We start from the raw sequence: 24,142 nt of genomic DNA on the forward strand, positions 1-24,142 counted from the left end.
CATGATAGCGCTGGATGCGGTAAAGCTTTGATCCGAGGGACAGGCAGGCCTGAAATTGGCAAATCCTGATAATAGATAAAAGGGACAGGATACCGGTGAACGAAACGTTGAAAACCCTGACTACAGCAAGGATGTTTACCCGTCGTGGCCTTTTAAAGAACGCTGCCATGCTTCTGGGGGGCGCGAGTATTCCTCTTCTGGGCAGAAAATCAGCGGCAGGGGCTGCATCCGAGGAGATATCTGTCTGGGGGTGGCAGGGGCAGATCAGTGATCAGATGATTACCGCTTTCAAAGAAGACACTGGGATTCAGATCCGGCTTGTTACCTATCGTTCAAACGCAGAAGCGCTCGATAGACTGGTTGCTGCAAAAGGGGAGACTGTGGATCTGGTCTTCCCGACGACAACAGCGCTTAAAGGCTGGCATGCGGCAGGGCTGTTACAGATGCTTGATGAAAGCAAGCTTCAACTGGAGCGGATTAGACCTGGGTTTTTGGAAAAATCAATGGATCTTGGGGCGCGGTATCGTGGCCGTCGCTATGCCATGCCTTTCAACTGGGGGGTGGAAGGGGTGGCTTATGACAGCCATCGGCGCGAGTATCTTCCGGGTAAGCTGTCCTGGTCGGATCTCTGGTCAGATATAAACCGCGGCCTGATGACGGTTCGACCGATGTCGGCCTTGATGGTGATGGCGCTGATGCTGGATGGTACCGGGGAGCGTCTGGATAACGCCTATCAAAATCCAGAAAATGCCAACGAAGTTTTTGCTGATGCTCTCGGGTTCGCCCGTGCCTATAAATCCCATGTGCACCAGTTCTGGCGCGACAGCCAGGAATTGAGGGCGGCTTTTCTTGAGCAGGGATGTGTCATCGGACAAGCCTGGGAGGGGACAGCAGCGGCACTGTCGGAAGAAAGCAACAATCGCTTCCGGTTCCTGTTGCCCAAAGAAGGTGGTCTGGCCTGGCAGGGGGCAATGGCTGTCCCGGCGCAGGCAAAAAATGTTGATCAGGCCTATCAACTGATGAACTGGCTGATCTCACCAAAAGCTGCAGCCCTCTATAGTGCTCATTCGGGATTCCATAGTGCTGCCCTTGGGGCCGAGGGCGAAATGGATGGGGCAGGAAGCAAGCGGTTTCGTGACCTCTATCAGCAGGAAAACGCACTGGAAAATCTCTATTGGTGGAAAGCTGAGCCTGAATGGTTCGCGGCTTTGAAGCAGAAAGCACTCAAAGAGTATCTCAATTCTTGAAATTATATGTCAAAAAATAAGGAAAAAAAGTCGTATTTGTTTAATTGAATCTGTGTCAGCATTGTATACTGATTTTTTTAAGCGTGGCTGAAAGGAATTGGCATATGGCGAATATCATCATGACGGTTATTGGGACAGATCGTTCCGGCTTGGTCGACCAGCTATCAGCCACGATCACGGACCATGGCGGGAACTGGCTGGAAAGCCGGATGTCCAGACTGTCTGGGTATTTTGCTGGTATCCTCCGGGTTTCTGTGCCTGAAGAGCAGCTTGTTAGTATGGAAGCCGCTTTGCAGCATTTGACCGGAGATAGCCTGCAGCTGGTTATTGCGCATGAAACGTCAGGTGTTGATGAAGGGCCGCAAAAAGCACTCCACCTTGAGGTGCTTGGACCGGATCACCCCGGTATCGTTCACGACATTTCCCATGCTTTGGCGACCAAGAATATCGGAATCAGCAGCATTTCTACTGACTGCAGGGATGGTGCCATGTCGTCAGAAAGAATTTTCAGCGCAGATATCAATATCTCGGTGCCCGTGGATGTGTCAGTTGAAAGCATCCGGGATGAACTGGAAGACCTTGCCAACGAATTGATGGTTGATATCACCATGGATGATCTGGAAGGCAGTGTTGTCCAGATCTAGGCTGTAATCAGGCTTTGACTGTTTAGCAAAGGGCATGGTTGTTGACTGTGCCCTTTGTTTATTGCGGTATTAGAGCGCCCGGTCAGAGCGCCCCGTCAAAATCGATTTCGGATATCTGCGGCAGAAGCCAGTTAACCGGTTTCTTTCCCTGTTGCTCCAGATAATGGTTGGCCTTTGAAAAATGGCCGTTGCCAAAAAAGCCTCTGTGAGCTGACAGAGGTGAGGGGTGGGGTGACTGCAGGACAAGATGGCGATTCCGGTCGATGGCCGCGCCTTTTTTCTGGGCATAACTACCCCAGAGTAAAAAGACCAGACCGTCATGTGACCGATTCAATATTTCAATAATTTTGTCGGTGAAGAGTTCCCAGCCTCTCCCTTGATGCGATCCTGCCTTATGTTGTTCTACGGTCAGTACAGCATTAAGCAAGAGCACACCTTGTTGCGCCCAGGGCAGAAGACAGCCATGGGAAGGCTGTTCTATGGCCAGGTCCTGCGCCATCTCTTTGTAGATATTCTTGAGGGATGGTGGGGTCGGAACGCCAGGTTTGACAGAAAAACACAAGCCATGCGCCTGCCCGGGGCCATGATAGGGATCCTGACCCAGGATCACGAGTTTGACCTGTTCGAGCGGGGTGAGGTTCAGGGCCTGGAAGTATTCCTTCCCACGCGGAAATATGGTTTTCCCCTGCTGCTTTTGCTGCTGGAGAAAAGCTTTCAGATTCCGCATGTAGTCTTTGTTGAATTCTGAGGCGAGCTGGGTTTTCCAGCTTTCGTCCAGTTTAATCTGATCAGTCATCTATCCTGAATATCAAATTTATTCCCGGCGGGAAACAGTCTGACAGGGCCAGTCGGCAATATCAGTCGTCAATAAGGGTGAGGAGGACACTCATCGCATTCTCGGCCCCGCAGGCAATATCGGGAACTGTTGCATCAAGCATGTAGCAAGGGGTGGTCACGAGCTTGTTGGTGCGATCGACAACAACTTCACCGTGTCCTGTGGTTTCATGGCGGGCGCCCATGGCCTCGAGCGTATTCGCCGTTTCCACATCCTGACCAATGGTCAGAGTTGGTGAAGTATATAACCGGGCAACAACCGCCGGAGAGATGCAAAGGGCTGCGACAGGCTTGTTGAGTTTGATCATGCCCCTGATCGCGCTCTCTACATCGGGATTGATACTGCAGGCGGCTCCGTCAGAAGCGAAGCTTGAGAGATTTTTTGCCGCTCCGAAACCACCAGGGAGAGCCATGGCGTCAAATTGTTCCGGGTCAAACGCTGCAATATCCTGGATTTGTCCCCGGGCAATACGGGCAGATTCAACCAGAACATTTCTTTTTTCATTTTTGGCGATTTCGCCCGTCAGGTGGTTGACCACATCACGCTGGTCAATGTCAGGGGCAAAACAGAAAGTTTTTGCGCCAAGTTTCTGTAAGGCATAGAGCGTCATGACAGCTTCGTGGATCTCAGCTCCATCCAGAAATCCACAGCCTGACAGGATGATGGCGACTTTTACACTCATATGCTTCTCCAAAACCGATCGATCTCTACAGAAAATCCTGTAGAGAGATTAACAGGATCGATCTGAAAAATCCCGGATAATCATCGGCTTAGATTGATTTCTCCCTATGGGCGAAAGTCAATTGGGTAACCATTAGTTTTTCTCTGACGCTTCCCTGAGCAGTTTCTGGACATCCTGGCGCTTGGTGTGTTTAAAAAACTCCAGGGCTATGGGGGATCCGGGTTCGCGTTTGGCAATAACCATCGCAATTTTATTGATCAACCGGGGCTCGGAAAGAGGGATGGCAACAACGCCGTCCAGGTTTCGCAACACGTGAATAAGACCGATGGGGACAATGCTGGATGTGTTCCCGAACCTGGTTTCATGCAGAAGCTGGGTGATCGAGTTGGTTTGTGTATGCGGGGTAATATGACAATCGAGTTCTTCAAAAGTCTTGTCGATGATCCGGCGATACTGCATGTCCGGTGTCAGCAGGCTGAGAGGAAGTTCCGCTGCTTCCTGCCAGGTAATGCTTTTCCGGTCCTTCAAAGGGCCATTGGCATTGTGTATCAGCGAATACTCTTCCTGGTAGAGTTCGTGTGTTTCTATATTTCCGGTTAGTTCCTTGCTCAGGTAAGTGACACCGACTTCCAGATCAAATTTTTCAAGCCCAAGCTGAATCTCGACTGAGGAGAGGGATAACAGTGAAATGGTGATATTGGGATGGGCAGCACAGAAGGGGTTTTTGATCAGCGACATCATCGGCATGGCAGAGGGAATGGCACCGATCCGGAGATGTCCTGCAAGACCCTTGCTCATCTGACTCAGGGATTGCTTGAGTGTCCGGGCTTCCGCCAGAATACGCTGGGCCGTGGTAACAACGAGTTCACCTTCTGTGGTCAGGCCTTGAAAGGATCGTTCCCTTTGGACAATAGGGACTCCCAGTTCATTTTCCAACTGGCGAATACGCGCTGAAAAAGCTGGTTGGGATATGTTGCAGTTTTTTGCTGCGCGACCGAAATGCTTTTCCCGGGCCAGAGCGCAGAGTAATTCAAGTTGGCGCAAGTCCAATGCCTTAATCCCCTGTGATCGACGTGTTGCTTTTCTTAATTACGGCGATACTGAACCCGCAGGTGTCAGCGGTGCCCTTTGAATATATACAATATATCCCCTTTGTTTATAAGGAATATATTGGCCAGCGCTAGGGTGAATACGTCCTTCTTGTTCTGTTGTGCGACGAAACGCTATTGCTCGAGGGCGATTTATCAGAACCAGTTTCACTCCGGAGAGATTTTTTTTCCAGTCATCAATGCGGGGGTGCCTCCCGGAGAACGCATGCCGGTATTCATCATGAACTGACGGAGGGGGGGGAAGTTGCGAATGGCAGCCAGCCCCAGCCCCCTAATTCCGTGCAGAATGCCGCTGTCGTTTGAGGCAAAGCGGTTTAAGCCATCTGCTGCCGCCATCCGGGTAACCACGTCGAGGCGACGAGCCCGGTCATAGTCCTCTAACAGGGTGCTGTCACCCAGATCAAGCCGGTTGTTGTGCTGGTCGATCAGGGCTTCTGCCAGGACAGCGATGTCTCGTAAACTCAGATTAAGCCCCTGCGCAGCGATGGGGGGAAGGGCGTGAGCCGCTTCAGCGACAAGCGCCAGTCGGGGGCCATGGAAACTGTTGCTCAGCATTGCCGAAAGAGGAAAGCCCCCACGGCGGCCAAAAAGCTTTACACTTCCAAGTCGCCCGCCAATCTTTTCGATCAGCGCCTTGCTGAAGGTTGCCTCATCTTGCTGCAGTAATTTCCGGGCCAGACGGGTTTCTTCAACCCAGACAATAGAAGAGCGATTACCCATCATGGGGACCAGAGTGAAGGGCCCGGCAGGATAGTGGGTTTCTGTCGAAACGTTCCGGTGCGGCTTGCTGTGTTCAATGTAGCAGGTTATGGCCGTTTGCGGGTAGGGCCAGGACATACTTCTGATACCTGCGGTCTTGCGACAGAGAGAATTCTTTCCATCCGCACCGACGGTGAGCTGGGCTGTTGCCTTGCTGCTATCAGAGAGCGCCAGAAGCCAGCCGTCTTCCGAGGAGCGCATGCCATCCATTTTGGTCTGGGTTAAATGTGTGACTGAGGATAACTGGGCCAGACGCTGGCATAACACCCTACGTAAAACAGCATTGGGAACATTATAGCCAAAGGGGCTGGTTTCGGTTTCGCGGGAATCAAAATCCGTGGTGCTGGCTTTGGTCTGCCGCCCCCGAGGCAAGTTGATAATGCGCATGACAGTCAGGGCTGTCGCGTATTCCTCACAGCCTTCCCAGGCCCCACAGGCTTTCAGCAGGTTGATTGAATTGAGAATCAGAGCCGTGGTCCGGTTGTCAGTGGCTTCACTGTACGCCGCAGCTGAAACCGGGGCTTCCTGATCAACAAGAAGGGTTGTTATGCCTGCAGATCCCAGGGCCGCCGCAAGGCTCAGTCCTGCCAGACCGCCTCCGACAATCTGAACCTGGCTTGTGATCGGTTCAGATTGGCTGGAGCGCGATGATGAGGACGAATCTGTCATCTGTCTTGGTGGCATGACTGCTCGGTTCCTGCAAGTTTATCGTGATCTTGAGATACTCTTGCTGCTGTTGGACAGCAAGAGTGGTTTTGTCGCAGTTATCCTAGTTACCAAGAAGACCTTTTAAGGCGTTGCCTGCACTGTCTGCTGCGCCCTTGACCGTGTCTGCGGTGCCTGTTGCAGCTCCTTCGACACTGCTGCCAACAGTATCGGTCACAGCCGAGACGCCATCGGTTACACCCTTGGCAACATCACCAGCGAGGCCCTTGAGGTCAATTCTACCGACGGCACCTGTGATGTTTTTGGTAACGGCACCCAACGCGGCCTGGAGGATAACTTCCGGGCTAGCGCCTTTGTCGTTTTTGCCAATGTCTTTCAGGTGGATGTCGGGAAGGGCGAGGTCAATGGTTTTATCTCCGAGTGGTGCGGCGGTTACTGATATTTCTCCGTCATTCAGGTAGAGATGTTCGACGATGAACTCTTTTCCGGGGCCTTCGCTACTGTCGGAACTGCTGTTGACACTGTAGGACTGGGTATTCCTGTTAATCGTGTCAATGTTGCTTTCCTCAGGTCCGAGTTCATAGGTGATATGGGGCGCAAGGATACGTACTTCATTAATCACCACAACATCTGAGGTCAGCGTGGACATGTCTACCTTGACGGTGATTTCTTCAAACTGAAGAGCTTGATTCGCCTTGTAACCATCTGGATTTCCCATAACAAAACCCTGGAGACGGCCTTCTCCGGTTGTTGGAGAGATCTGGACGTCACCAAGCTCGACACGGGTTTGGGTCATGTCTGACGCGATGCTTTCAACAGCGGTTTTGATCACAGAGTCGAGAGAGGAATATATAAAAATAAATCCACCAACGATCAGCAGGGCGATAGTAATAAGTGTGATGCTGGCTATTTTGATCGCTTTGTTCATGGTTTTGAATCCCGGTTTCCGATAGCTAGCGGCTTAGCATTTAAGGGAGAAAAAATCTACCTGAATGTCTTTTCGCAGGAGAGTGCAGTCCTGACCTTCATCGCAATATTACTTAACCTTCACTGTGTCAGGGACGTTGTGCCGAAGGTGAAAAGCTATTTTTAGATGTCAGAAAGCGGTCTGGATGTCTCAAGCCGCAAGGGTGGAAAACCCCTCCGGCGAGGTACATATAAATATTGGAGGAGACAGTAATTTTCAGCTGCTTTCCTGTGTTTTAAGTAAAAAGGTTAACGAGGTTAAGTTCTTGTTTCTGGTTGATAGAGAGGGAGGGTTGGCCAGCTTTATACCTCTTGAATTTGCTGCCAAGTAAAAACGCAGATTCACAAAAATAGGTAAATATACCTTATTTTGTGAAAATATTGTGTTTTATAGCAAAATATATAAGAATATAATCTTATAATTGTGGCGATAATCTGTTTGCTCATTTCGGGTAATAATTCAACAGAGGTTTCATTTTCAAGCATAGGAACTATGCGGCTACTGCATGGATATTTATTTTTTATTTAAAGTAAAACCAATTTTTTTGAAGTAAATGGTAAATTGAGGTCGTGTAATTCTTGAGTGAACAAATATTTTAACGGAATTTTTGCGCGAATTCATGATAAATATTTCTTTGACTCTTGCTGTTAATCTCTTGTAAAGAATTGGGCAGCAGACACCGGGGGTGTTTGCATCGAAAAAAACGACCCTATTTCAGGGTCAAGCTCACTAATGATCCAGGCTGTGTGGGCACGGGCTTTAAAAGCTGCTGAAGTGATGAACTGAGGTACTTCTATGCGACGTGGTTTACGACAGATTAAACTTTCGGGTTACCGGATGAGGGGACGATTCCGGGGGCATTGGTATGGCCTGTCTTCATTTATGTTTGCCGCTACGATCTGTGCAGGTGTTCTTGCACCTGAGTCGTCCGTAACAAAGCCGGCTGTACAGGTTTCAGCGAGTGATTTTATCGCCCCTGTTGATGTGCTGGTCCTTGCAAGGGAATATGCGGTGCAGCCTGAGCTTGCCCGCCGCCGGCCAACAGAAGCAGCTGTCGATACTGAGCTGGCTTGTCTGGCGCAGAATATCTATTTCGAGGCACGTAGCGAAACTGTCGGTGGCAGACGTGCTGTTGCGCATGTTGTTCTCAATCGTGTGGCGAGTGAGCGTTTTCCGTCGACCATTTGCGAAGTTGTTCAGCAAGGTGGGGCAAAACAGTCCAACAGCTGTCAGTTTTCCTGGTGGTGCGATGGACGTAAGGACGAAATCACCAATCAGGTTGCCTGGGATGAGGCAATGAAGCTGGCCCGTTATGTCTATTGGGGGCTGTCCAAAGACGTCAGCGAAGGGGCTCTTTGGTATCATGCGGATTATGTTGCACCGAAGTGGCGGGAAGCTTTTGATGAAGGCCCGACCATTGGACGTCATATTTTCTATCGCGAGAAAAGCGACGACGATCTCGAAGTGGCAGCTCTGGAGCTGGATGATTAAAAGGAGCAGATCAGTCTGGCCAATGACTGTATCGCTATAATAAAGAAAGCGCCTCGTTCGGGCGCTTTTTTAATGGGGATTGTCGGCGACATCTCTCTTTTTTCAGGCTCTATTCGGATTTGTCTTTGCCCAGTCTGTGCGCATCAAGTTGTTTCTGGTGACGTACTTCTTCAGCTTTGGTGGCTTCTTTTTCGGCTTTTGTTCTGCCAAAGGCAATGCGATTATCCGCTGCCCGGGTTGCCTTGTCCGCCCGGGCTTTTTGCTTGCGTGCCTGGTTGAGATTGATGACCTTGGGCATTCAGAATTTTCCTCAGAAAAAGAACTCAGGGCTGTACGCTGATAACTTTTAGACGCTCTCGGTCTACCTTTATTGTTTCCTGGCATGATGTAACCATTTAAAGCTACGACACCAGAGTTTTATGAAGTTAGACGGAGCCATTATGACGACCCCGACCATTTCTGTGAATAGCCTTGCCCCGAAAGCTGAAAAGAAACCCTTTGTGCATGAGATGCACGGGCAGCAGAGAGAGGACAGCTATGCCTGGTTGAGGGCGGAGAACTGGCAAGAGGTCATGCGGGAGCCCACCAGGCTGGCACCGGATATCCGCGATTATCTGGAACAGGAAAATGGATATTGTGAAGCCGTGATGGCTGATCAGGAAGAGCTGAAACAGAAGCTGTTTGAGGAATTGAAGGGGCGGATCAAGGAAGATGATTCTTCTGTACCGTCTCCAGATGGGCCCTGGTTGTATTACACGCGTTACGAAGAAGGTGCTCAGCACCCGATTTTCTGTCGTAAAAAGCGGGATGGCCTTGCTGATGAAGTTGTGCTGCTTGATGGCAACAGGGAAGCAGAAGGGAAGGACTATTTCCAGCTGGCCAGCTGTGTACACAGTCCGGATCACCGATACCTTGCCTACAGCGTGGATGAGAAGGGGTCGGAATATTACAGCCTGAAAGTCCGCGATCTGGAAACCGGAGCCGAGCTGGACGATCTGATCGAGAATACCTCGGGAGCTGTGGTTTGGGCTGCAGATAACCGGACACTGTTCTATACGGTACTGGATGAGAATCACCGCCCCTCAAAAGTGTTACGCCACCTTCTTGGAGATGATGAAAACCTTGATGTCCAGGTTTATGAAGAACCGGATGCCGGGTTTTTTGTTGGGGTCGGCAAGAGTGAATCTGGCCGTTTTATCCAAATACTTGCCCATGATCACCAGACATCAGAAGTCCATTTGATTCCTGCAAATACACCGGCAACAGCTCCGGCAGTGGTCGCCCCACGTCAGACTGGGCTGGAGTATGAAGTCAGTGACCACGATGACCGCCTTCTGATTTTAACAAACGCAGACGGAGCTGAGGATTTTAAAATCTGCACGGCACCAATTGCCACACCATCACAGGAGCATTGGCAGGATTTGCTCTCGCATAAGCCAGGTGTGCTTGTTTTGAGCCTGATTGTGTTCGAGAAATTTATGGCGCGTCTGGAGCGGGTTGAGGGCTTGCCTCGAATTGTTATCACCAGCTTTGTTGATGGCGAGGAACACCAGATTTCGTTTGATGAAGAAGCCTACAGTCTGGGAATGTCTGGCGGGTATGAGTTCAAAACCACCAATCTGCGCTTTTCCTATTCTTCTCTTTCAACGCCTTCACGAGTGTATGACTATGACATGGCCAGCCGGGAGCGGGTGCTGCGCAAGGAAGACGAGATTCCCAGTGGTCACAATTCGGAAGATTATATCGTCCGGCGCCTGATGGCCCCTTCTCATGATGGCGCTTTGGTGCCGATCTCGATCCTTTACCGCAAGGACACTGAACTTGCTGGCGAGGCTCCCCTGCTTCTTTATGCCTATGGTTCCTATGGGAACGCTATACCTGCAGGGTTCCAGCGCAACAGCTTCTCTCTGGTCGACCGTGGCTTTGTCTACGCGATCGCTCATATTCGCGGCGGCACGGATAAAGGCTATGGCTGGTACAAAGAAGGAAAGATGCTGAAAAAGAAAAACACTTTCCTCGATTTTATCGCGGCAGCAGAACATCTGATAAAAGAAGGCTTTACCTCGGCGGGCCGTATTGCCGCCCACGGCGGCAGTGCGGGTGGAATGCTGATGGGCGTCGTCAGCAATCAGCGACCAGATCTGTTCAAGGCAGTGGTTGCTGATGTGCCGTTTGTCGATGTGCTGACCACCATGTCAGATGCCAGTCTGCCTTTGACGCCGCCTGAATGGCCGGAATGGGGCAATCCGATCACGGATATTGCGGCTTATGAATATATCCGTTCCTATTCTCCCGTTGATAATGTCACTGCCCAGGATTATCCAAACATGCTGGTTACGGCAGGGTTGAGCGACCCTCGTGTGACCTATTGGGAGCCGGCAAAATGGGTGGCCAGACTGCGTGAACTGAAAACCGACAATAACCTGCTGTTGTTCAAGACCAATATGTCTGCCGGGCATGGCGGCGCCTCGGGGCGTTTCGAACGGCTGAAGGAGGTGGCGTTGATGGATGCTTTCCTTCTGAAGGTCTTCGCGGTGTAAGGGAGACAGAATCTGACAAAGGTCAAGGCTAACCTGGCCTTTGTCGCACTTGTCATCTAGGGGATAAATTTTTGTTGCCAGACCGGTTTGTCTTGTGAAGGCGGGATGTTCTGCACAAGGGTACAGTTGGGAAGGGTTGCACCCTTTTCGTATCCGGCATGCTCCATAACTGCCCAGTAGATGCCGCCGTGGGCGACAATAAGTACAGGTCCGGGGCGGGTGAGGGCCTGGTTTATGGCAGCAGTGGAGCGAGCAATAAAGTCACGATAACTCTCTGCACCTTTCGGGGTGAAATGTCCTTCTTCCCAGTCGGATAACCAATCGTGACCCAATTGTCCTTCGTGCTCCCCAAAACAGCATTCTTTGAGCTCTTCAAGAATTTCCAACTTGGCTCCACATGCTTTTTGCAGAATTTTTGCTGTTTCAAGCGCGCGTGACAGCGGGCTGGAACAAATCGTGGTAATGTCGATATTACGGATTGTCTCGGCAGCAGAGTGAGCCTGGGCAATTCCGGTTTCATTCAGAGGAACATCCGTATGCCCTTGCATTCGATGAATAATGTTCCAATCGGTCTGGCCGTGGCGGATGTAGTAGAAGGGAGCAGGGTGGAGTGTCTGGTGCATAAAGATATCTTGATTCCAATAGGCGGTCTGTCAAATGAGCCGGGGGGATCAATCTATAAAACGTTCAAGGCAAGGCAACAACAATCTGTCCACTGAATTTCCGCCGGGCATCATGTGCCGTTGTGTATGTCGCACAGGGCCAACGATGTTAATTGCTGGAGAAATGCTGTAAGGACTTTGAAGAAACAGATTATAAAAATATTTATGGAGCTGATTCTGATGCAACGGGCCTTTGTCAATATTCTGAGCGAGAACGTGGCTGTGTCTGCGAAGTTTTATGAAGAGCTTCTGGGGATGACCCGGCATTTTGATTCTGATTGGTTTGTCATCCTGACCCACCCTGATATTGACGGGCTGGAGTACGGGATATTACAGCGATCATCAAATAGTACCCGAGGCCGTACGGTGCATGCCTGCCGGCGTCATCATGACGTTTGTCGTTTTGGACTGCGATGCGCTTTACCAGCAGGCTCTGCGAATGCATGCGGAGATTGTCGAAAAACCGACTGATATGCCCTACGGACAGAGGCGAATGCTTGTTCGTGATCCTGATGGAACGGTTCTGGACATCAGTGCCCCGACGGCTCTTCTGTGATGAGATGATCCTGAATTGTTGTAGCGGAGCGCAGGAAGCAGCCTGAAGCAGTCAGTGAGGCATTTTCTTGAAGAGATAGAGGATAATCGCCAGGAACAGAGCGCCCAATGGCATGATCAGCAATTCCCATGTCATCTGTTCAAGCAAGATGGACTTCAGGAACAGGACAGCAAGGATGACAATCACGATCTCCAGCAAAAGAGCTTTTAGCTCGGTAACAGTGCTGATATGCCACCAGGAGTTGGAGTGTGGATTATTTGAGGCCTCTTGCTCGTTGTCTGGCTGCGAGACGCCGAGAACGAAAATCCGGTAAATACCACACGCGAGGATCAATAACACGAGACCAAAGAGGAAAGTGTCGACTGCTTCGACGATGCCAACCAACGCGACTTCTGCATCGCTTAAATGACTGTATTCTTCGGGCAGGTTTTTCTGGAAATAATTTACGATGGCTGTGTAGGTTTTGTAGCTACCAAGATAAAACAGAAAAATCGAGCCGATCATTGAAAAGGCTGTCGCAACGAGGCTGATGTATCTGAAAGGCAGGATCCATTTCATCGAAAAACTCTCTGTTTGAAGGACATCTCTCATTATACACAAAAGGCACCTGCCGGAGAAAGCAGATGCCTTTTATATGGTGGCACGCTTAGTCTAATCCTTCGTCCTGATAGATGTTCTCGCCTTCTAGAAAAGTTGCAAGAACCCTTGTCTTGCTGATGTCTTCAGTGGGAATGTCGAACAGATTTTGATCAAGAACGATAAAGTCAGCAAGTTTCCCGACTTCAAGAGAACCCGCGCGATCCTCTTGTCTCATGGTATATGCACCGTTGATGGTGTAAGCCTTGATGACAGCAGACAGATCGGGAAGGGCTTCTTCTCCTCGGGTCAGAGCGTGTTCCATACCAATAAAAGGATTCATCGGGCTGACATCATAGTCACTGCTCAGTGTGATTCTGGCGCCAGTGTCAAACACGCTTCGAAGGGGGATGGGGTTATCGGCGCGGTGGCCGATCAGTTCACCTTCGGGCGCATATTCTTCGGGGAAAGTCCAGTCGCCAGCAACTTGAAAATCTGCAACGGCGTCCAGTTGTTGGAATCGTTGTAAATCAAACGGGTCTGCAATTTCAACATGGGTCAGGCGGTGGCGTCGATCGATGTGCAGGCCATTTTGGTTGCGCACGCGTTCAATGGCGTTCAGAGATTCGTGGACGGCCTGGTCGCCAATAGTATGAATCAGGAAATCGAACCCGGTTTTTTCCAGCTCGGCCATAAAGAGGGCCAAACGATCTTCGTTAAAATAGTTGAGACCTCTATTGCCTTCTATACCCAGGCCAAGATTGACTTTATAGGGGGCTTTCATCTTGGCGGTGGTGTTGCCGACAATGCCGTCACTGTAAACCTTGACCTGATTGATTCTCAGCAAGCTTTCCGGATTGTTAGAGTAGAGAGATTTCATCGTCTCCATCTGATCATTTCCAAGTTCTGGATAAGCCCAGAGTGCAAGGTTGACGCGGGCGGTCAGGGTTCCCTCACGTTCGGCTCGTTGCCAGACAGTGTGATGGTCGCGGGTCCAGTAACTGCGGGCATCAACGACTGAAGTGATGCCATTTTCTGCAAGAAGTTCGAGGTTTTCCAGTAAGCCTTCGTACATCAGTCCCAAAAACTCAGGCGTTTTTTTATGGGCATTGGCCTCTATGATCATGCCGGCATTGTCTATCAGGATACCGTTGGGGTGGCCTGTATCCGGATCTTTGACAATGATCCCTCCGGGAGGATTGGGGGTGTCAGCTGTGATGCCTGCAGCTTTCAGTGCCTGGCTGTTGGCCCAATGGGAATGAGAGGTGAATTCCATCATCAGTGCCGGACGATTATGGATAGATTGATCAAGGATTTCGACAGGTGGACGTGCCGTATCGAGTAGATCCCCGATATAATGTCCCCAGCCGAGCACCCAGTTTGTGCCGATCTGTCGGGGAGCGCAGTCGATGAATTCCTCATGATAGGTCTCAGGATCTCTGCCCGCTTCAAGCATGCAGGTTCCAGCTGCAAGGTTCCCTGCTTCAAGCGGATGCATATGAACATCATGAATTCCCGGCATGACAAATCTGCCGTTCAGGTCGATGATCTGTGTTGTTTCTGTTAAAAAAGATTCAGCTTCTTTCGCGTTGCCGATAAAAATAATTTCGCCCTGGTCCACGACCATCGCTTCAGCCCAAGGCTGTGAGGGGTTGACCGTGTAAATCATGGCATTGGTGATAAGCAGGTCTGCAGCCTGTGTGCCGGATGTCGACAAGGTGAGCGCAGCTGCCAAGGCGAGTGAAATTGCAGGATGTCCGGGCATCATGTCTATCCTTTGTCTGGATGGGTAGGGCAAGAGCCATAGAGGTTTATGGTGTTGGAATATTGCCTGTTTGTATAGGCCTATAGGTAATTGCAGATTGCCCGACAAAAAAGTGAAACTTCCTCATCGAATTGATGCAAAAAATCTATAGGTGAAAAGTTGAGACAACCGGTCTGGTATGCGGGAGGGGATCTTGCCAAGATGGGCTCGAATAACAAATCACGAATATTGATGGGGAAAATCCTGGTGGCACAGGCCGCAACTATTGCAGGCAGATCGTTTTCGGGATCAACGACCCAGCTGTCACAAAAAACGGCTCTTTTTTGCGATAAGGGCTGGCGTTCTAGATCCCGGGTGTTGTCGTGCTTTTGAGGATCCAGCTGTGCAGTTTCTCGGCAGAAGGGCGTTTGGCAAAACGCGGGTGTTGGAGTAGGTAGAAAGCTTCCTGTGTTTCGAGAATGAGGTCAAAAAGCCTGACGAGACTGCCGTCCTCGATCAGGTCGCGGGCCATGGACAGGCTGCCCAGTACAATGCCATGGCCCAGGGTTGCGGCGTCGAGAGCCAAAGCCGGATCGCTAAAGTTCATACCGGTAATGAAATCAAGTTCTGCTGCACCTGCCAGATGGAGCCATGACTGCCAATCGTCTTTTCTTTCATCGTGCAGAAGAGGATAGAAGGCCAGATCTGCCGGGGTGGTGATCGCTTGTTCCGGCGTGAGCATTCCTGGTGCACAAAGTGGCGACAGATAATCGGGGAAAAGTCTGGTGGCCTCTATTCCTGGCCAGTTTCCATCGCCATAAACAATGGCCAGATCGATTTCACTGCTTTCGAGATCAAAAGAGTCATCACTGGTGTAGACCCACAGGGTTGGATATCCGGGCAGCTTGCCTTGAGTGTGCTCAGGCGGGGGAGGAGCCATTTGCGTGCGATCATGGGGGTGGTCGCCAGAACAACGGAACCGGGTTTGAGGTAGTGATCCAGACGGTGCTGCCCTTGAGAGAGGATGCCCAGCATTCTGGTGGCAGTTTCCAGGAAATCACGGCCTGCATCAGTCAGGATGACCGAACGTTTCACCCGGCGAAACAGGGGTTGTCCAAAAAACTCTTCCAGTGCCTTGATCTGATGGCTCACAGCAGACTGGGTGATGTTCAGCTCTGCAGAAGCGAGGGAAAAACTCCCGAGGCGGGCTGCGGCTTCGAAACCTTCAAGCGAGGTCAGGGGAGGGAGGCGTCCGAATCTTCTGTTCATGAGCAAAATTGATGGAAATGGATCATTTGTGCTGCTGCGTTTCTTCCTGAACTGCAAAATATACTTAAACTTAGGCCGAAAATATAAATTTTCGGTTTCTCCTGTGATGAAATTTTTTTGTCTTTAAGTGGCAGCAATGTGGGTATCAGGAGAGGAGGGGATACTGGTGGAATTTATTCTGTCGTCCAGGAACAGTCTGTCTTGCGAGTTCAGTCGCGTTCCTGCCTCAAAAAAAAGCCCCGTCCTGTTGAGGTCGGGGCTTTTTGCAGCACTTGATCGCTTAGATATACTGGATCTTTACGATTTCATAGCCTTTGTCACCAGCGGGCGTTCTGACTTCAATCGTATCGCCTTCTTCCTTGCCAATCATGGCACGGGCGATAGGGGAAGTAATGGCTATCCGTCCGGCTTTAACGTCAGCTTCAAGGTCTCCTACCAGTTGGTAAGTGGACTCTTCGTCGGTGTCCTCATCGGCAATGGTCACTGTTGCGCCGAATTTGACTGTTGAGCCAGACATGGTGGCCACGTCAATGACTTCGGCACGGGAAATCCGTGCTTCCAGTTCCAGAACGCGCCCTTCGATGAAGCTCTGTTTTTCGCGTGCAGCGTGATATTCGGCGTTCTCGGAGAGATCACCGTGCTCACGTGCTTCTGCAATTGCACGAATAACAGTCGGCCGTTCAACCACTTTGAGGTTGCGTAACTCTTCTTCAAGTCGGGCAAGGCCCTCCTTGGTCATAGGGAACTTTTCACTCATTCGCGTTTCCAGGCGCAGGCGTTGATACAAACAGCAACTCCCGATTCTACCGCATGATTCGGGCGGAATCGGGAGCCAGCTATACTAGAACGAAGTATTAAAATAGGCCTGAAGTGGCGCGACTTCAAGTCGTCCTTCACGTTTTGCCTTTAATGCCTCAACCATAGCCCAGGCACCATTGGCTGTTGTGGAGTATGGAACCGAGTTATCCAGCGCTCCCCGACGGATGTTAAAGCTGTCTGCAATCGCTTTTGGTCCCTCGGTTGTGTTGATGATCAGGTGTATCTGACCGGACTTGATCGCATCAAGGATATTTGGTCGACCTTCGCGAACTTTAAGGACGGATGTGACTTCAATTCCCTGCTCCTGAAGATGTTCTGCAGTCCCGCTGGTGGCCACCAGTTTGTAGCCGAGATCAAGAAGGTCACGGGCAATACTGACCATTTCCGGTTTGTCCCGGTCTTTGACAGAGAGAAAGACAGTTCCGCTGTCCGGCAGGTTGGAGCCAGCTGCAATCTGGGATTTCAGGAAAGCGCGGCCAAAAGAGGTATCAAGACCCATGACTTCGCCTGTCGACCGCATTTCCGGGCCGAGAACCACGTCGACACCGGGGAAGCGGTTGAAGGGGAAGACGGCTTCCTTGATTGCGATATGATCGCCGCGCTCGCGGTTGATTTCAATCCCGGCCAGTTTTTCCCCGGCCATAACCCGCGAGGCGATCTTGGCAATGGCGTTCCCGGTTGCCTTGGCGACAAAAGGTACGGTCCGGCTGGCGCGGGGGTTAACTTCGAGGATGTAGATTACATCATCCTTTACCGCGAACTGGATATTCATCAGGCCGACGACATTGAGCGCGATGGCAAGTTTTTCTGCCTGCAGGGAGATTTCGGCAATGATCTCTGGCTTCAGACTGTGTGGAGGCAGAGAACAAGCAGAATCTCCTGAGTGAATACCAGCCTCTTCGATGTGTTCCATGATGCCGGCGATAAAGACATCGCTGCCGTCACAGATGGCATCGACGTCAACTTCGATTGCATCCTGCAGATAACCGTCAATCAGGACAGGGTTTTTACCTGAAACCTGTACCGCTGTCGTGATGTAACGCTCAAGCTGGTCGGTATTGTGGATGATTTCCATGGCGCGTCCGCCCAGCACATAGGAAGGTCGGATCACAACTGGAAAGCCGATGCGCTCGGCGACGGCAAAGGCCTGTTCCCGGGTTGTTGCTGTCCCATTGGTGGGCTGGCGCAGGTCAAGATCCTGCAGCAGGTGTTGGAAGCGCTCACGGTCTTCGGCCAGATCAATGGCGTCAGGAGAGGTGCCGAGAATTGGGATGCCCGCGTCTTCCAGTGCCTGGGAGAGTTTCAGGGGGGTCTGGCCACCGAACTGAACAATAACCCCTTTGAGGGTGCCATTGCTCTGTTCCTTGCGGGCAATCTCGATCACATCTTCGGCGGTGAGGGGCTCGAAGTACAGGCGGTCAGAGGTATCGTAATCTGTGGAAACCGTTTCTGGATTACAGTTGACCATGATGGTCTCATACCCGGCTTCGCTCAAAGCATAAGCAGCATGCACACAGCAGTAGTCAAACTCGATGCCCTGGCCGATACGGTTTGGTCCGCCACCAAGGATCATGATTTTTTCCCGGTCGGTGGGCTCAGCTTCACATTCTGCCGGGTTGACGCCGTCGCCTTCATAACAGGAGTACATGTAGGGTGTTGTCGAGGGGAATTCCCCCGCACAGGTGTCGATCCGCTTGTATACCGGTAGGACATTCAGGCTGCGGCGATGTGCTGAAACAGCTGCTTCTTCCTGTCCGGTTAGTTCGGCCAGGCGAACATCGGCAAATCCCATTTTCTTGAGGCTGAGGAAAGACTGACGATCCATCGGCAGGCCCTTGCTCCGGATCTCTTCTTCGATCTGGACGATATCTTCGATCTGTCGAATGAACCAGGGATCAAACTTGGTAACGCTGAATATTTCCTGAACGCTCAGGCCATGACGGATCGCCTGGGCGATGGTCAGCATGCGGTCTTTTGTCGGCTTGGCGAGGAAGGATCTGATGGCATCTTTGTCAATCTGACCGTCACTGTTTACCGCCCCGGGAATCTTGACTTCGTTAAAGCCGGTCAGGCCCGTTTCCATGGAACGCAGGGCTTTTTGCACAGATTCGGCAAAACTGCGGCCAATCGACATGGCTTCACCGACAGACTTCATTGCGGTTGTCAGATAATCTTCGGCACCGGGGAATTTCTCGAAGGTGAAACGCGGGATCTTGGTGACGACATAATCAATTGTCGGTTCGAAAGACGCCGGAGTGACCTTGGTGATGTCGTTTTTCAACTCATCCAGTGTATAGCCAACAGCAAGCTTCGCAGCGATCTTGGCGATCGGGAAGCCTGTGGCTTTGGAGGCCAGTGCCGAGGAACGGGAAACCCTCGGGTTCATTTCGATAACAACGAGTTCGCCGTTTTCGGGGTTGAGGCCGAACTGGACGTTGGAACCGCCAGTATCAACACCGATCTCGCGCAGGCAGGCAATCGAAGCATCGCGGAGGATCTGGTATTCCTTGTCGGTCAGGGTCAGTGCAGGTGCGACGGTGACGGAATCCCCGGTGTGGATGCCCATCGGGTCGATATTCTCGATCGAGCAGATGATAATGCAGTTGTCGGCACAATCGCGGACAACTTCCATTTCATATTCTTTCCAGCCCAAGACCGACTGCTCAACCAGAACTTCTTTGGTTGGGGAGGCCTTGAGACCGCTCTTGATGATCTCTTCAAATTCCTGCTGGTTGTAGGCAATGCCGCCGCCGGTTCCACCCAGTGTAAAGGACGGGCGGATGATGGCTGGCAAACCGACAAACTCAAGTGCTTCAAGGGCCTCTTCGTAGCTGTGTACGACCTCGGAGCGTGGGGATTTCAGGCCGATTTTCTCCATGGCTGTGCGGAACAGCAGGCGATCTTCGGCTTTCTCGATAACATCGGCTTTCGCCCCGATCAACTCAACACCATGTTTCTGCAACACACCGCTCCGCTCGAGCGCCAGACCCGTATTGAGGGCTGTTTGCCCACCCATGGTCGGCAGCAGAGCATCAGGTTTTTCTTTCTCGATGATTTTCTCAACGATTTCCGGGGTGATCGGCTCGATATAGGTCGCATCGGCCAGGCCCGGGTCTGTCATGATGGTTGCCGGGTTGGAGTTGACCAGAATAACCCGGTAGCCTTCTTCGCGCAGCGCTTTACAGGCCTGGGCACCGGAGTAATCAAATTCACAGGCCTGCCCGATGATAATAGGTCCGGCACCGATGATCATAACCGATTTGATGTCTGTTCTCTTTGGCATGGTCTGCTCTACTCGTCTTTGTCTGGATGTCCGGTATCTGTCAGCGAAAGACAGTTGGACGTGTTCATTTATCGATCTCAAAGAAGTGGCGGCTGCTGGGATATCAGCGCCGCCACAAAACCCTATTTTCGTCGTTCAGCCATCAGATCCCGGAACCGCTTGAACAGGTACTGACTGTCCTGGGGACCAGGTGAGGCCTCGGGGTGGTACTGCACCGAAAAGACTGGCCGGTCCTTGAGACGTATTCCCTGGTTTGTGCTGTCAAACAGGGAAATGTGGGTCTCTTCAACATTTGCCGGAAGGCTTGTCTTATCAACCATGAAGCCGTGGTTCTGGCTGGTGATCTCGACCTTGTTGGTTGTGAAATCCTTGACCGGGTGGTTGGCGCCACGGTGTCCGAGGTGCATTTTTGTTGTCTTGGCGCCCAGAGCCAGTGCCAGGATCTGGTGCCCCAGACAGATGCCGAAGATCGGAAGCTCCTTGTGGGTCAGAAGCTCTTGCACCATGGGAATGGCGTAAATTCCTGTGGCAGCGGGGTCGCCCGGGCCGTTGGAAAGGAAAACGCCATCCGGCTTATGTGCCAGAATTTCACTTGCCGTTGTTTCTGCGGGGACAACAGTGACCCGGCACCCCTGGGAGGCCAGTGAACGGAGAATGTTGCGCTTGGCGCCAAAATCGACGGCCACAACATGAAACTCCGGATCGGTGAGCGCGGTATAGCCTGCTTCCAGGTCCCAGCGCTGCTCATCCCACTTTGTTGTCTGGCTGCAGGTAACTTCCCTGGCCAGATCCATACCGTTCAGCCCTGGCCAGGCCGCTGCTTTGGCGCGCAGGGCTTCAAGGTCAAACTTGCCATCGGGATGGTGAGCTATACAGCCGTTTGGCGCGCCTCCGTCACGGATCAGGCGGGTGAGAACCCGGGTATCAATACCAGAGATCGCGCTCAGGTTATGGGATTTCAGCCAGGTATCCAGATCGCGGGTTGCGCGCCAGTTGGATGGCTGGGTGATATCGACGCGGAAAATGGCACCGCGGCAGGAGGGAGTAATGGTCTCGATATCCTGTTCGTTGGTCCCGACATTTCCGATATGAGGGAAGGTAAAGGTAATGATCTGTCCAGCATAGGAAGGGTCGGTCAGGATTTCCTGATAACCGGTCATCGAGGTGTTGAAGCAAACTTCCGCAACGGCCTCTCCCTCTGCGCCGAGACCCATACCCCAAAAGACCTTGCCATCTGCGAGTACAAGAACGGCAGTGGCTCCGGCGGGCTGTTGGCAGGCAGAATCAATAGCCCCTGTCTGTGCGACGGGGGGTTCATGCGATTTCATCTCATTCATGGAGGAGCGTCCTTCAGGCAAACGTGCAGACAGACGTGTGCGTCAGCAAATTAATGGCTGAGGCCTTTGTATAAGCATAAGTTCCCCGGAGGTCAAGAAAAAGAGTTCAATAAAATATCTTTTAAAAACAGTAACTTAGTCTCTTCATCTAAACTTTGCCATTTTGTGAGTTTTAGGTTAGGTTCTGGTCCTTTCCAACGTGTTCGGGGCAAACGATGCTACGCAACAGCTTGAATGATGCGCTTAAAGAAGCCATGCGAAGTAAAGATAAACTAGCGATTTCAACGCTTAGGCTTATCCTTGCTGCTTTAAAAGACCGTGATATTGCAGCGCGTGGCGAAGCACGGGATCAGATTGGCGAAGAAGAAGTTCTGGAAATGCTCCAGAAAATGATTCGTCAGCGGCGTGATTCTGTAGAAATGTATGAAAAAGCCGGTCGTTCTGAATTGGCCGAACGTGAGCTGAGCGAGATCACGGTGATCGAGGGCTTCCTTCCCCAGCAGATGTCTGCTGAGGAGGTCGAGCAGGTCGTAACCGATCTTGTCGCAGAACTTGGTGCAGACTCCATCAAGGATATGGGCCGGGTTATGGGCGTGCTGAAAGAAAGATACGCCGGAAAAATGGATTTTGGTAAAGCCAGTGGTCTGGTGAAGACAAAACTGGTCTAGTCCATACAGACACAGGCCGTTATTCCCAGAGGGAGTCCGGCCTTGCAAGAAAGTTCCCGACTTCGGGAGACAGAAACAGAACCTGCAGTTGATGCGGGTTCTGTTTTCTCGTTTTGGCAGATGTGGTGCCCGGTTATAATATTCTGTTAAAATTTTCGGGTAGAAATTATGCCAGAAACTTTTGAACGGAATTTTTTGACAGGCAGTACGCAGAGGCTATTAGGGATGACCCTGTCGCTATGTTACGCTGGGTCATTGGTTGTGTGTTGCGGTTTGGGGTTCCAGTTTTACAATGTCATTCACACCGGAATTTTTGGATGAATTACGCGCCCGCGTGCCGGTTTCCGGGGTGGTTGGACGCAAGGTCAAACTGATCAAACGCGGCCGTGAATTCAGTGGTCTCTGTCCATTCCATAATGAAAAAAGCCCTTCTTTCACGGTGAATGACGACAAGGGTTTCTATCATTGCTTTGGCTGCGGGGCTCATGGGGATGTCATTACTTTTGTCACAGAAACAGAAGGGCTGACTTTTCCTGAATCGGTTGAACGCCTGGCGGAGCAGGCCGGACTCCAGGTGCCGAAAGGCAGCCGGGAAGATATCGAGCTCTCAAAAAAACGGGCCAGCCTCTATGACGTGATGGAGGAAATTTCTCGCTGGTTTGAAGAACAGCTTGCGGCAAGCGGTGGTCAGGACGCGCGGGACTATGTCAATCGCCGGGGCTTGCGGGGGGAAACGGTCAGCCGGTTTCGCCTTGGCTTTGCCCCCAATCAGCGCGGGCTGTTGCGAAAGGCGATGAATGCCCGAGGAATAGGTGACGAGCAGCTGGTTGATGTCGGGGTCATCAAGCCTTCCGAGGGGGGAGGGCGCAACGATGGTGACGAGTTCTGGGACTATTTCATCAACCGTCTGATGTTCCCGATTACCGATCGTCGTGGACGTATTATTGCTTTTGGCGGCAGGGCATTGGGTGAAAGCAAGGCAAAGTATCTGAATTCACCGGATACGACGTTGTTTCATAAAGGCAAGGTTCTTTATAATCTGGCCTATGCCCGGCAGGCGGCCCACGATCTGGGCGAGGTGATTGTTACTGAGGGCTATATGGATGTCATCGCTCTGTCCCAGGCGGGTTTCCCTGCTGCAGTTGCCCCTTTGGGGACAGCGGTAACCGAAGACCAGATTCAAGAGCTCTGGCGGATGGTTGCCGAGCCGACGCTCTGTCTCGATGGGGATCAGGCGGGAATTCGTGCCGCTTACAGGGTGGTTGAACGCGCTCTTCCGATTATAAAGCCCGGCAAGTCTCTTCTTTTCTGTACGCTGCCTGAAGGGGAGGACCCCGACAGTCTGATCCAGACACAGGGCGCGACAACGATGCGAGAACACCTGGCTCGGGCGCGGCCATTATCTGAAATGCTCTGGAAAAAAACGATAGAAGGGCTGAATCTCGACACGCCGGAACGGCGTGCGGCGCTCAAGGCGGAACTCCGTAAACAGATTTCCGTGATTAGCGACAAGGACCTGGCTTTTGAATATCAGAAAGAAATGTTCCGCCGGTATGATACCTTGACGGGCGGTGCCGGAAGCGGAGGTACTTCTGGTCAGAGCGCGGCTGCTTATTCCGGGCAGGGACGGAATACAGGCTATGGCGCCCAAAGCTATCAAAAGCCCTATAACAAAAACAGTAACTGGAAAGGCGGTGGACGGGGCAAAGGTCAAAAGAATGCCTATGAACCAGACCCGCGCATTCCCCGGGCAAGTATGCCGCCGAAGATGCTAGCGCGACGTCAGGAACAGGTTCTGCTGGCTACTCTGATCAACCATCCGGTTGTTCTGTCAAAACATCTGGAAGATCTGGCGACGCTACGCTTGCCGAGCAAGGACTTCGATGTGGTTTTGCAGGAGCTTGTTGACGCTGTTGTTCGAGAGCCGGACCTTGACAGAGAGGCGCTTAAATGCCAACTCTGCGATAAGGGATATTCTCGATTAGTGGATGAACTCTTGGGCCCGGCAGTTTTGGATCATGGAAAATTTGCGAGACCAGCTACGGACAGCTACGCTGCCGAGCATGGTGTTTCGCATATTGCGGCGATGTTCCGCGAGAAGCAGGCAGAACGGGAAAAGAGTATTCATAGTCGTGAATTTGCAGCGAATATGGACGAAACGGGACTGGCCCAGCTGGAGGAGCGCAAGCTGCACCGGCAGGAAGTATCCGGGGTTTCTATCGACCTTGATAGTTACGACCCCGATGCTTTTGAAGACAGTCACTGAGCGTTAGAAGAGGGCACGTTGG

General features: G+C 51.6%; 21 protein-coding genes. 7 read left to right on the plus strand and 14 right to left on the minus strand.

Going from position 1 to position 24,142, the window contains the following annotated elements; all coding sequences use genetic code 11:
• Positions 1–95: 95 nt before the first annotated feature.
• Positions 96–1,247: an extracellular solute-binding protein gene (locus O4H49_RS00435; protein ID WP_269421436.1), complete on the plus strand. Its 1,152-nt coding sequence runs from the start codon at positions 96–98 to the stop codon at positions 1,245–1,247.
• A 104-nt stretch (positions 1,248–1,351) separates the two neighbouring features.
• The gene (locus tag O4H49_RS00440; protein ID WP_269421437.1) at positions 1,352–1,891 is read left to right on the plus strand and encodes a glycine cleavage system protein R; all 540 of its coding nucleotides are present in this window, start codon (positions 1,352–1,354) and stop codon (positions 1,889–1,891) included.
• Positions 1,892–1,973: 82 nt separating this feature from the next.
• Here O4H49_RS00440 and ung read toward each other — a convergent pair whose 3' ends face one another.
• The 5 genes from ung to O4H49_RS00465 all read right to left on the minus strand — a co-directional run bounded on the left by ung (position 1,974) and on the right by O4H49_RS00465 (position 6,870).
• Positions 1,974–2,687 carry a uracil-DNA glycosylase gene (ung, locus tag O4H49_RS00445; protein WP_269421438.1) on the minus strand — a complete coding sequence of 238 codons (714 nt, stop codon included), beginning with the start codon at positions 2,685–2,687 and terminating at the stop codon, positions 1,974–1,976.
• 61 nt (positions 2,688–2,748) lie between these two features.
• Positions 2,749–3,408 (minus strand): isoprenoid biosynthesis glyoxalase ElbB, encoded by a 660-nt coding sequence (elbB, locus tag O4H49_RS00450; protein ID WP_269421439.1) that lies wholly within the window; start codon positions 3,406–3,408, stop codon positions 2,749–2,751.
• A gap of 132 nt (positions 3,409–3,540) precedes the next feature.
• On the minus strand, positions 3,541–4,452 hold the full coding sequence (locus O4H49_RS00455) for a LysR family transcriptional regulator (protein ID WP_269421440.1): 912 nt from the start codon (positions 4,450–4,452) through the stop codon (positions 3,541–3,543).
• Positions 4,453–4,664: 212 nt separating this feature from the next.
• Positions 4,665–5,960, minus strand: coding sequence for an FAD-dependent monooxygenase (locus O4H49_RS00460; protein WP_269421441.1), 1,296 nt, complete (start codon positions 5,958–5,960; stop codon positions 4,665–4,667).
• An 85-nt stretch (positions 5,961–6,045) separates the two neighbouring features.
• The gene (locus tag O4H49_RS00465; RefSeq protein WP_269421442.1) at positions 6,046–6,870 is read right to left on the minus strand and encodes a hypothetical protein; all 825 of its coding nucleotides are present in this window, start codon (positions 6,868–6,870) and stop codon (positions 6,046–6,048) included.
• Positions 6,871–7,746: 876 nt separating this feature from the next.
• On the opposite strand from O4H49_RS00465, the gene O4H49_RS00470 reads away from it, so the two are divergent.
• Complete coding sequence (locus tag O4H49_RS00470; RefSeq protein ID WP_269421443.1) at positions 7,747–8,400, plus strand: cell wall hydrolase; 654 nt, start codon at positions 7,747–7,749, stop codon at positions 8,398–8,400.
• Positions 8,401–8,509: 109 nt separating this feature from the next.
• Here the strand turns inward: O4H49_RS00470 and O4H49_RS00475 are convergent, their stop codons facing one another.
• Entirely contained in the window at positions 8,510–8,698 is a 189-nt protein-coding gene (locus tag O4H49_RS00475; RefSeq protein ID WP_269421444.1) for a DUF4169 family protein, read from the minus strand.
• Positions 8,699–8,840: 142 nt separating this feature from the next.
• Here O4H49_RS00475 and O4H49_RS00480 point away from each other — a divergent pair, with 142 nt between their 5' ends.
• Positions 8,841–10,940, plus strand: coding sequence for a S9 family peptidase (locus O4H49_RS00480; protein WP_269421445.1), 2,100 nt, complete (start codon positions 8,841–8,843; stop codon positions 10,938–10,940).
• Positions 10,941–10,996: 56 nt separating this feature from the next.
• Here the strand turns inward: O4H49_RS00480 and O4H49_RS00485 are convergent, their stop codons facing one another.
• On the minus strand, positions 10,997–11,563 hold the full coding sequence (locus O4H49_RS00485) for a histidine phosphatase family protein (protein WP_269421446.1): 567 nt from the start codon (positions 11,561–11,563) through the stop codon (positions 10,997–10,999).
• A 427-nt stretch (positions 11,564–11,990) separates the two neighbouring features.
• Here O4H49_RS00485 and O4H49_RS00490 point away from each other — a divergent pair, with 427 nt between their 5' ends.
• A complete protein-coding gene (locus O4H49_RS00490) occupies positions 11,991–12,158 on the plus strand; it encodes a VOC family protein (protein ID WP_269421447.1) in 168 nt (55 codons plus the stop codon).
• A gap of 51 nt (positions 12,159–12,209) precedes the next feature.
• On the opposite strand, the gene O4H49_RS00495 is transcribed toward O4H49_RS00490, so the two are convergent.
• From O4H49_RS00495 to carA, 7 genes are all read right to left on the minus strand, one after another.
• A complete protein-coding gene (locus O4H49_RS00495) occupies positions 12,210–12,716 on the minus strand; it encodes a YqhA family protein (protein ID WP_269421448.1) in 507 nt (168 codons plus the stop codon).
• Positions 12,717–12,804: 88 nt separating this feature from the next.
• Entirely contained in the window at positions 12,805–14,502 is a 1,698-nt protein-coding gene (locus tag O4H49_RS00500; RefSeq protein WP_269421449.1) for an amidohydrolase, read from the minus strand.
• Positions 14,503–14,842: 340 nt separating this feature from the next.
• On the minus strand, positions 14,843–15,382 hold the full coding sequence (locus O4H49_RS00505) for a LysR substrate-binding domain-containing protein (RefSeq protein ID WP_269422261.1): 540 nt from the start codon (positions 15,380–15,382) through the stop codon (positions 14,843–14,845).
• Positions 15,271–15,747: a LysR family transcriptional regulator gene (locus O4H49_RS00510; protein ID WP_269421450.1), complete on the minus strand. Its 477-nt coding sequence runs from the start codon at positions 15,745–15,747 to the stop codon at positions 15,271–15,273. The genes O4H49_RS00505 and O4H49_RS00510 overlap by 112 nt, the downstream gene beginning before the upstream one ends.
• Positions 15,748–16,027: 280 nt before the next feature.
• On the minus strand, positions 16,028–16,504 hold the full coding sequence (greA, locus tag O4H49_RS00515) for a transcription elongation factor GreA (protein ID WP_020592536.1): 477 nt from the start codon (positions 16,502–16,504) through the stop codon (positions 16,028–16,030).
• A gap of 84 nt (positions 16,505–16,588) precedes the next feature.
• Complete coding sequence (carB, locus tag O4H49_RS00520) at positions 16,589–19,849, minus strand: carbamoyl-phosphate synthase large subunit (protein WP_269421451.1); 3,261 nt, start codon at positions 19,847–19,849, stop codon at positions 16,589–16,591.
• Positions 19,850–19,971: 122 nt separating this feature from the next.
• Complete coding sequence (carA, locus tag O4H49_RS00525) at positions 19,972–21,177, minus strand: glutamine-hydrolyzing carbamoyl-phosphate synthase small subunit (protein ID WP_269422262.1); 1,206 nt, start codon at positions 21,175–21,177, stop codon at positions 19,972–19,974.
• Positions 21,178–21,401: 224 nt separating this feature from the next.
• Between carA and O4H49_RS00530 the strand changes: the two genes are divergently transcribed.
• Together O4H49_RS00530 and dnaG are read left to right on the plus strand one after the other, a co-directional pair.
• The gene (locus O4H49_RS00530; protein WP_269421452.1) at positions 21,402–21,854 is read left to right on the plus strand and encodes a GatB/YqeY domain-containing protein; all 453 of its coding nucleotides are present in this window, start codon (positions 21,402–21,404) and stop codon (positions 21,852–21,854) included.
• A gap of 292 nt (positions 21,855–22,146) precedes the next feature.
• Positions 22,147–24,120, plus strand: coding sequence for a DNA primase (gene dnaG / locus O4H49_RS00535; RefSeq protein ID WP_269421453.1), 1,974 nt, complete (start codon positions 22,147–22,149; stop codon positions 24,118–24,120).
• The last annotated feature ends 22 nt before the right edge of the window (positions 24,121–24,142 follow it).

The organism is Kiloniella laminariae, from assembly GCF_027214005.1.
In the GTDB taxonomy this organism is placed as follows: domain Bacteria; phylum Pseudomonadota; class Alphaproteobacteria; order Kiloniellales; family Kiloniellaceae; genus Kiloniella; species Kiloniella laminariae_A.

What these genes read in the sequence shown, in the direction of transcription:
- O4H49_RS00440 (WP_269421437.1), top strand. Translation starts at nt 1,352, where the DNA reads ATGGCGAATATCATCATGACGGTTATTGGGACAGATCGTTCCGGCTTG.
- O4H49_RS00460 (WP_269421441.1), bottom strand. Translation starts at nt 5,960, where the DNA reads ATGCCACCAAGACAGATGACAGATTCGTCCTCATCATCGCGCTCCAGC.
- ung (WP_269421438.1), bottom strand. Translation starts at nt 2,687, where the DNA reads ATGACTGATCAGATTAAACTGGACGAAAGCTGGAAAACCCAGCTCGCC.
- O4H49_RS00495 (WP_269421448.1), bottom strand. Translation starts at nt 12,716, where the DNA reads ATGAAATGGATCCTGCCTTTCAGATACATCAGCCTCGTTGCGACAGCC.
- O4H49_RS00480 (WP_269421445.1), top strand. Translation starts at nt 8,841, where the DNA reads ATGACGACCCCGACCATTTCTGTGAATAGCCTTGCCCCGAAAGCTGAA.
- elbB (WP_269421439.1), bottom strand. Translation starts at nt 3,408, where the DNA reads ATGAGTGTAAAAGTCGCCATCATCCTGTCAGGCTGTGGATTTCTGGAT.
- carB (WP_269421451.1), bottom strand. Translation starts at nt 19,849, where the DNA reads ATGCCAAAGAGAACAGACATCAAATCGGTTATGATCATCGGTGCCGGA.
- O4H49_RS00465 (WP_269421442.1), bottom strand. Translation starts at nt 6,870, where the DNA reads ATGAACAAAGCGATCAAAATAGCCAGCATCACACTTATTACTATCGCC.
- O4H49_RS00485 (WP_269421446.1), bottom strand. Translation starts at nt 11,563, where the DNA reads ATGCACCAGACACTCCACCCTGCTCCCTTCTACTACATCCGCCACGGC.
- O4H49_RS00500 (WP_269421449.1), bottom strand. Translation starts at nt 14,502, where the DNA reads ATGATGCCCGGACATCCTGCAATTTCACTCGCCTTGGCAGCTGCGCTC.
- O4H49_RS00475 (WP_269421444.1), bottom strand. Translation starts at nt 8,698, where the DNA reads ATGCCCAAGGTCATCAATCTCAACCAGGCACGCAAGCAAAAAGCCCGG.
- O4H49_RS00470 (WP_269421443.1), top strand. Translation starts at nt 7,747, where the DNA reads ATGAGGGGACGATTCCGGGGGCATTGGTATGGCCTGTCTTCATTTATG.
- O4H49_RS00510 (WP_269421450.1), bottom strand. Translation starts at nt 15,747, where the DNA reads ATGAACAGAAGATTCGGACGCCTCCCTCCCCTGACCTCGCTTGAAGGT.
- greA (WP_020592536.1), bottom strand. Translation starts at nt 16,504, where the DNA reads ATGAGTGAAAAGTTCCCTATGACCAAGGAGGGCCTTGCCCGACTTGAA.
- carA (WP_269422262.1), bottom strand. Translation starts at nt 21,177, where the DNA reads ATGAAATCGCATGAACCCCCCGTCGCACAGACAGGGGCTATTGATTCT.
- O4H49_RS00530 (WP_269421452.1), top strand. Translation starts at nt 21,402, where the DNA reads ATGCTACGCAACAGCTTGAATGATGCGCTTAAAGAAGCCATGCGAAGT.
- O4H49_RS00490 (WP_269421447.1), top strand. Translation starts at nt 11,991, where the DNA reads ATGACGTTTGTCGTTTTGGACTGCGATGCGCTTTACCAGCAGGCTCTG.
- dnaG (WP_269421453.1), top strand. Translation starts at nt 22,147, where the DNA reads ATGTCATTCACACCGGAATTTTTGGATGAATTACGCGCCCGCGTGCCG.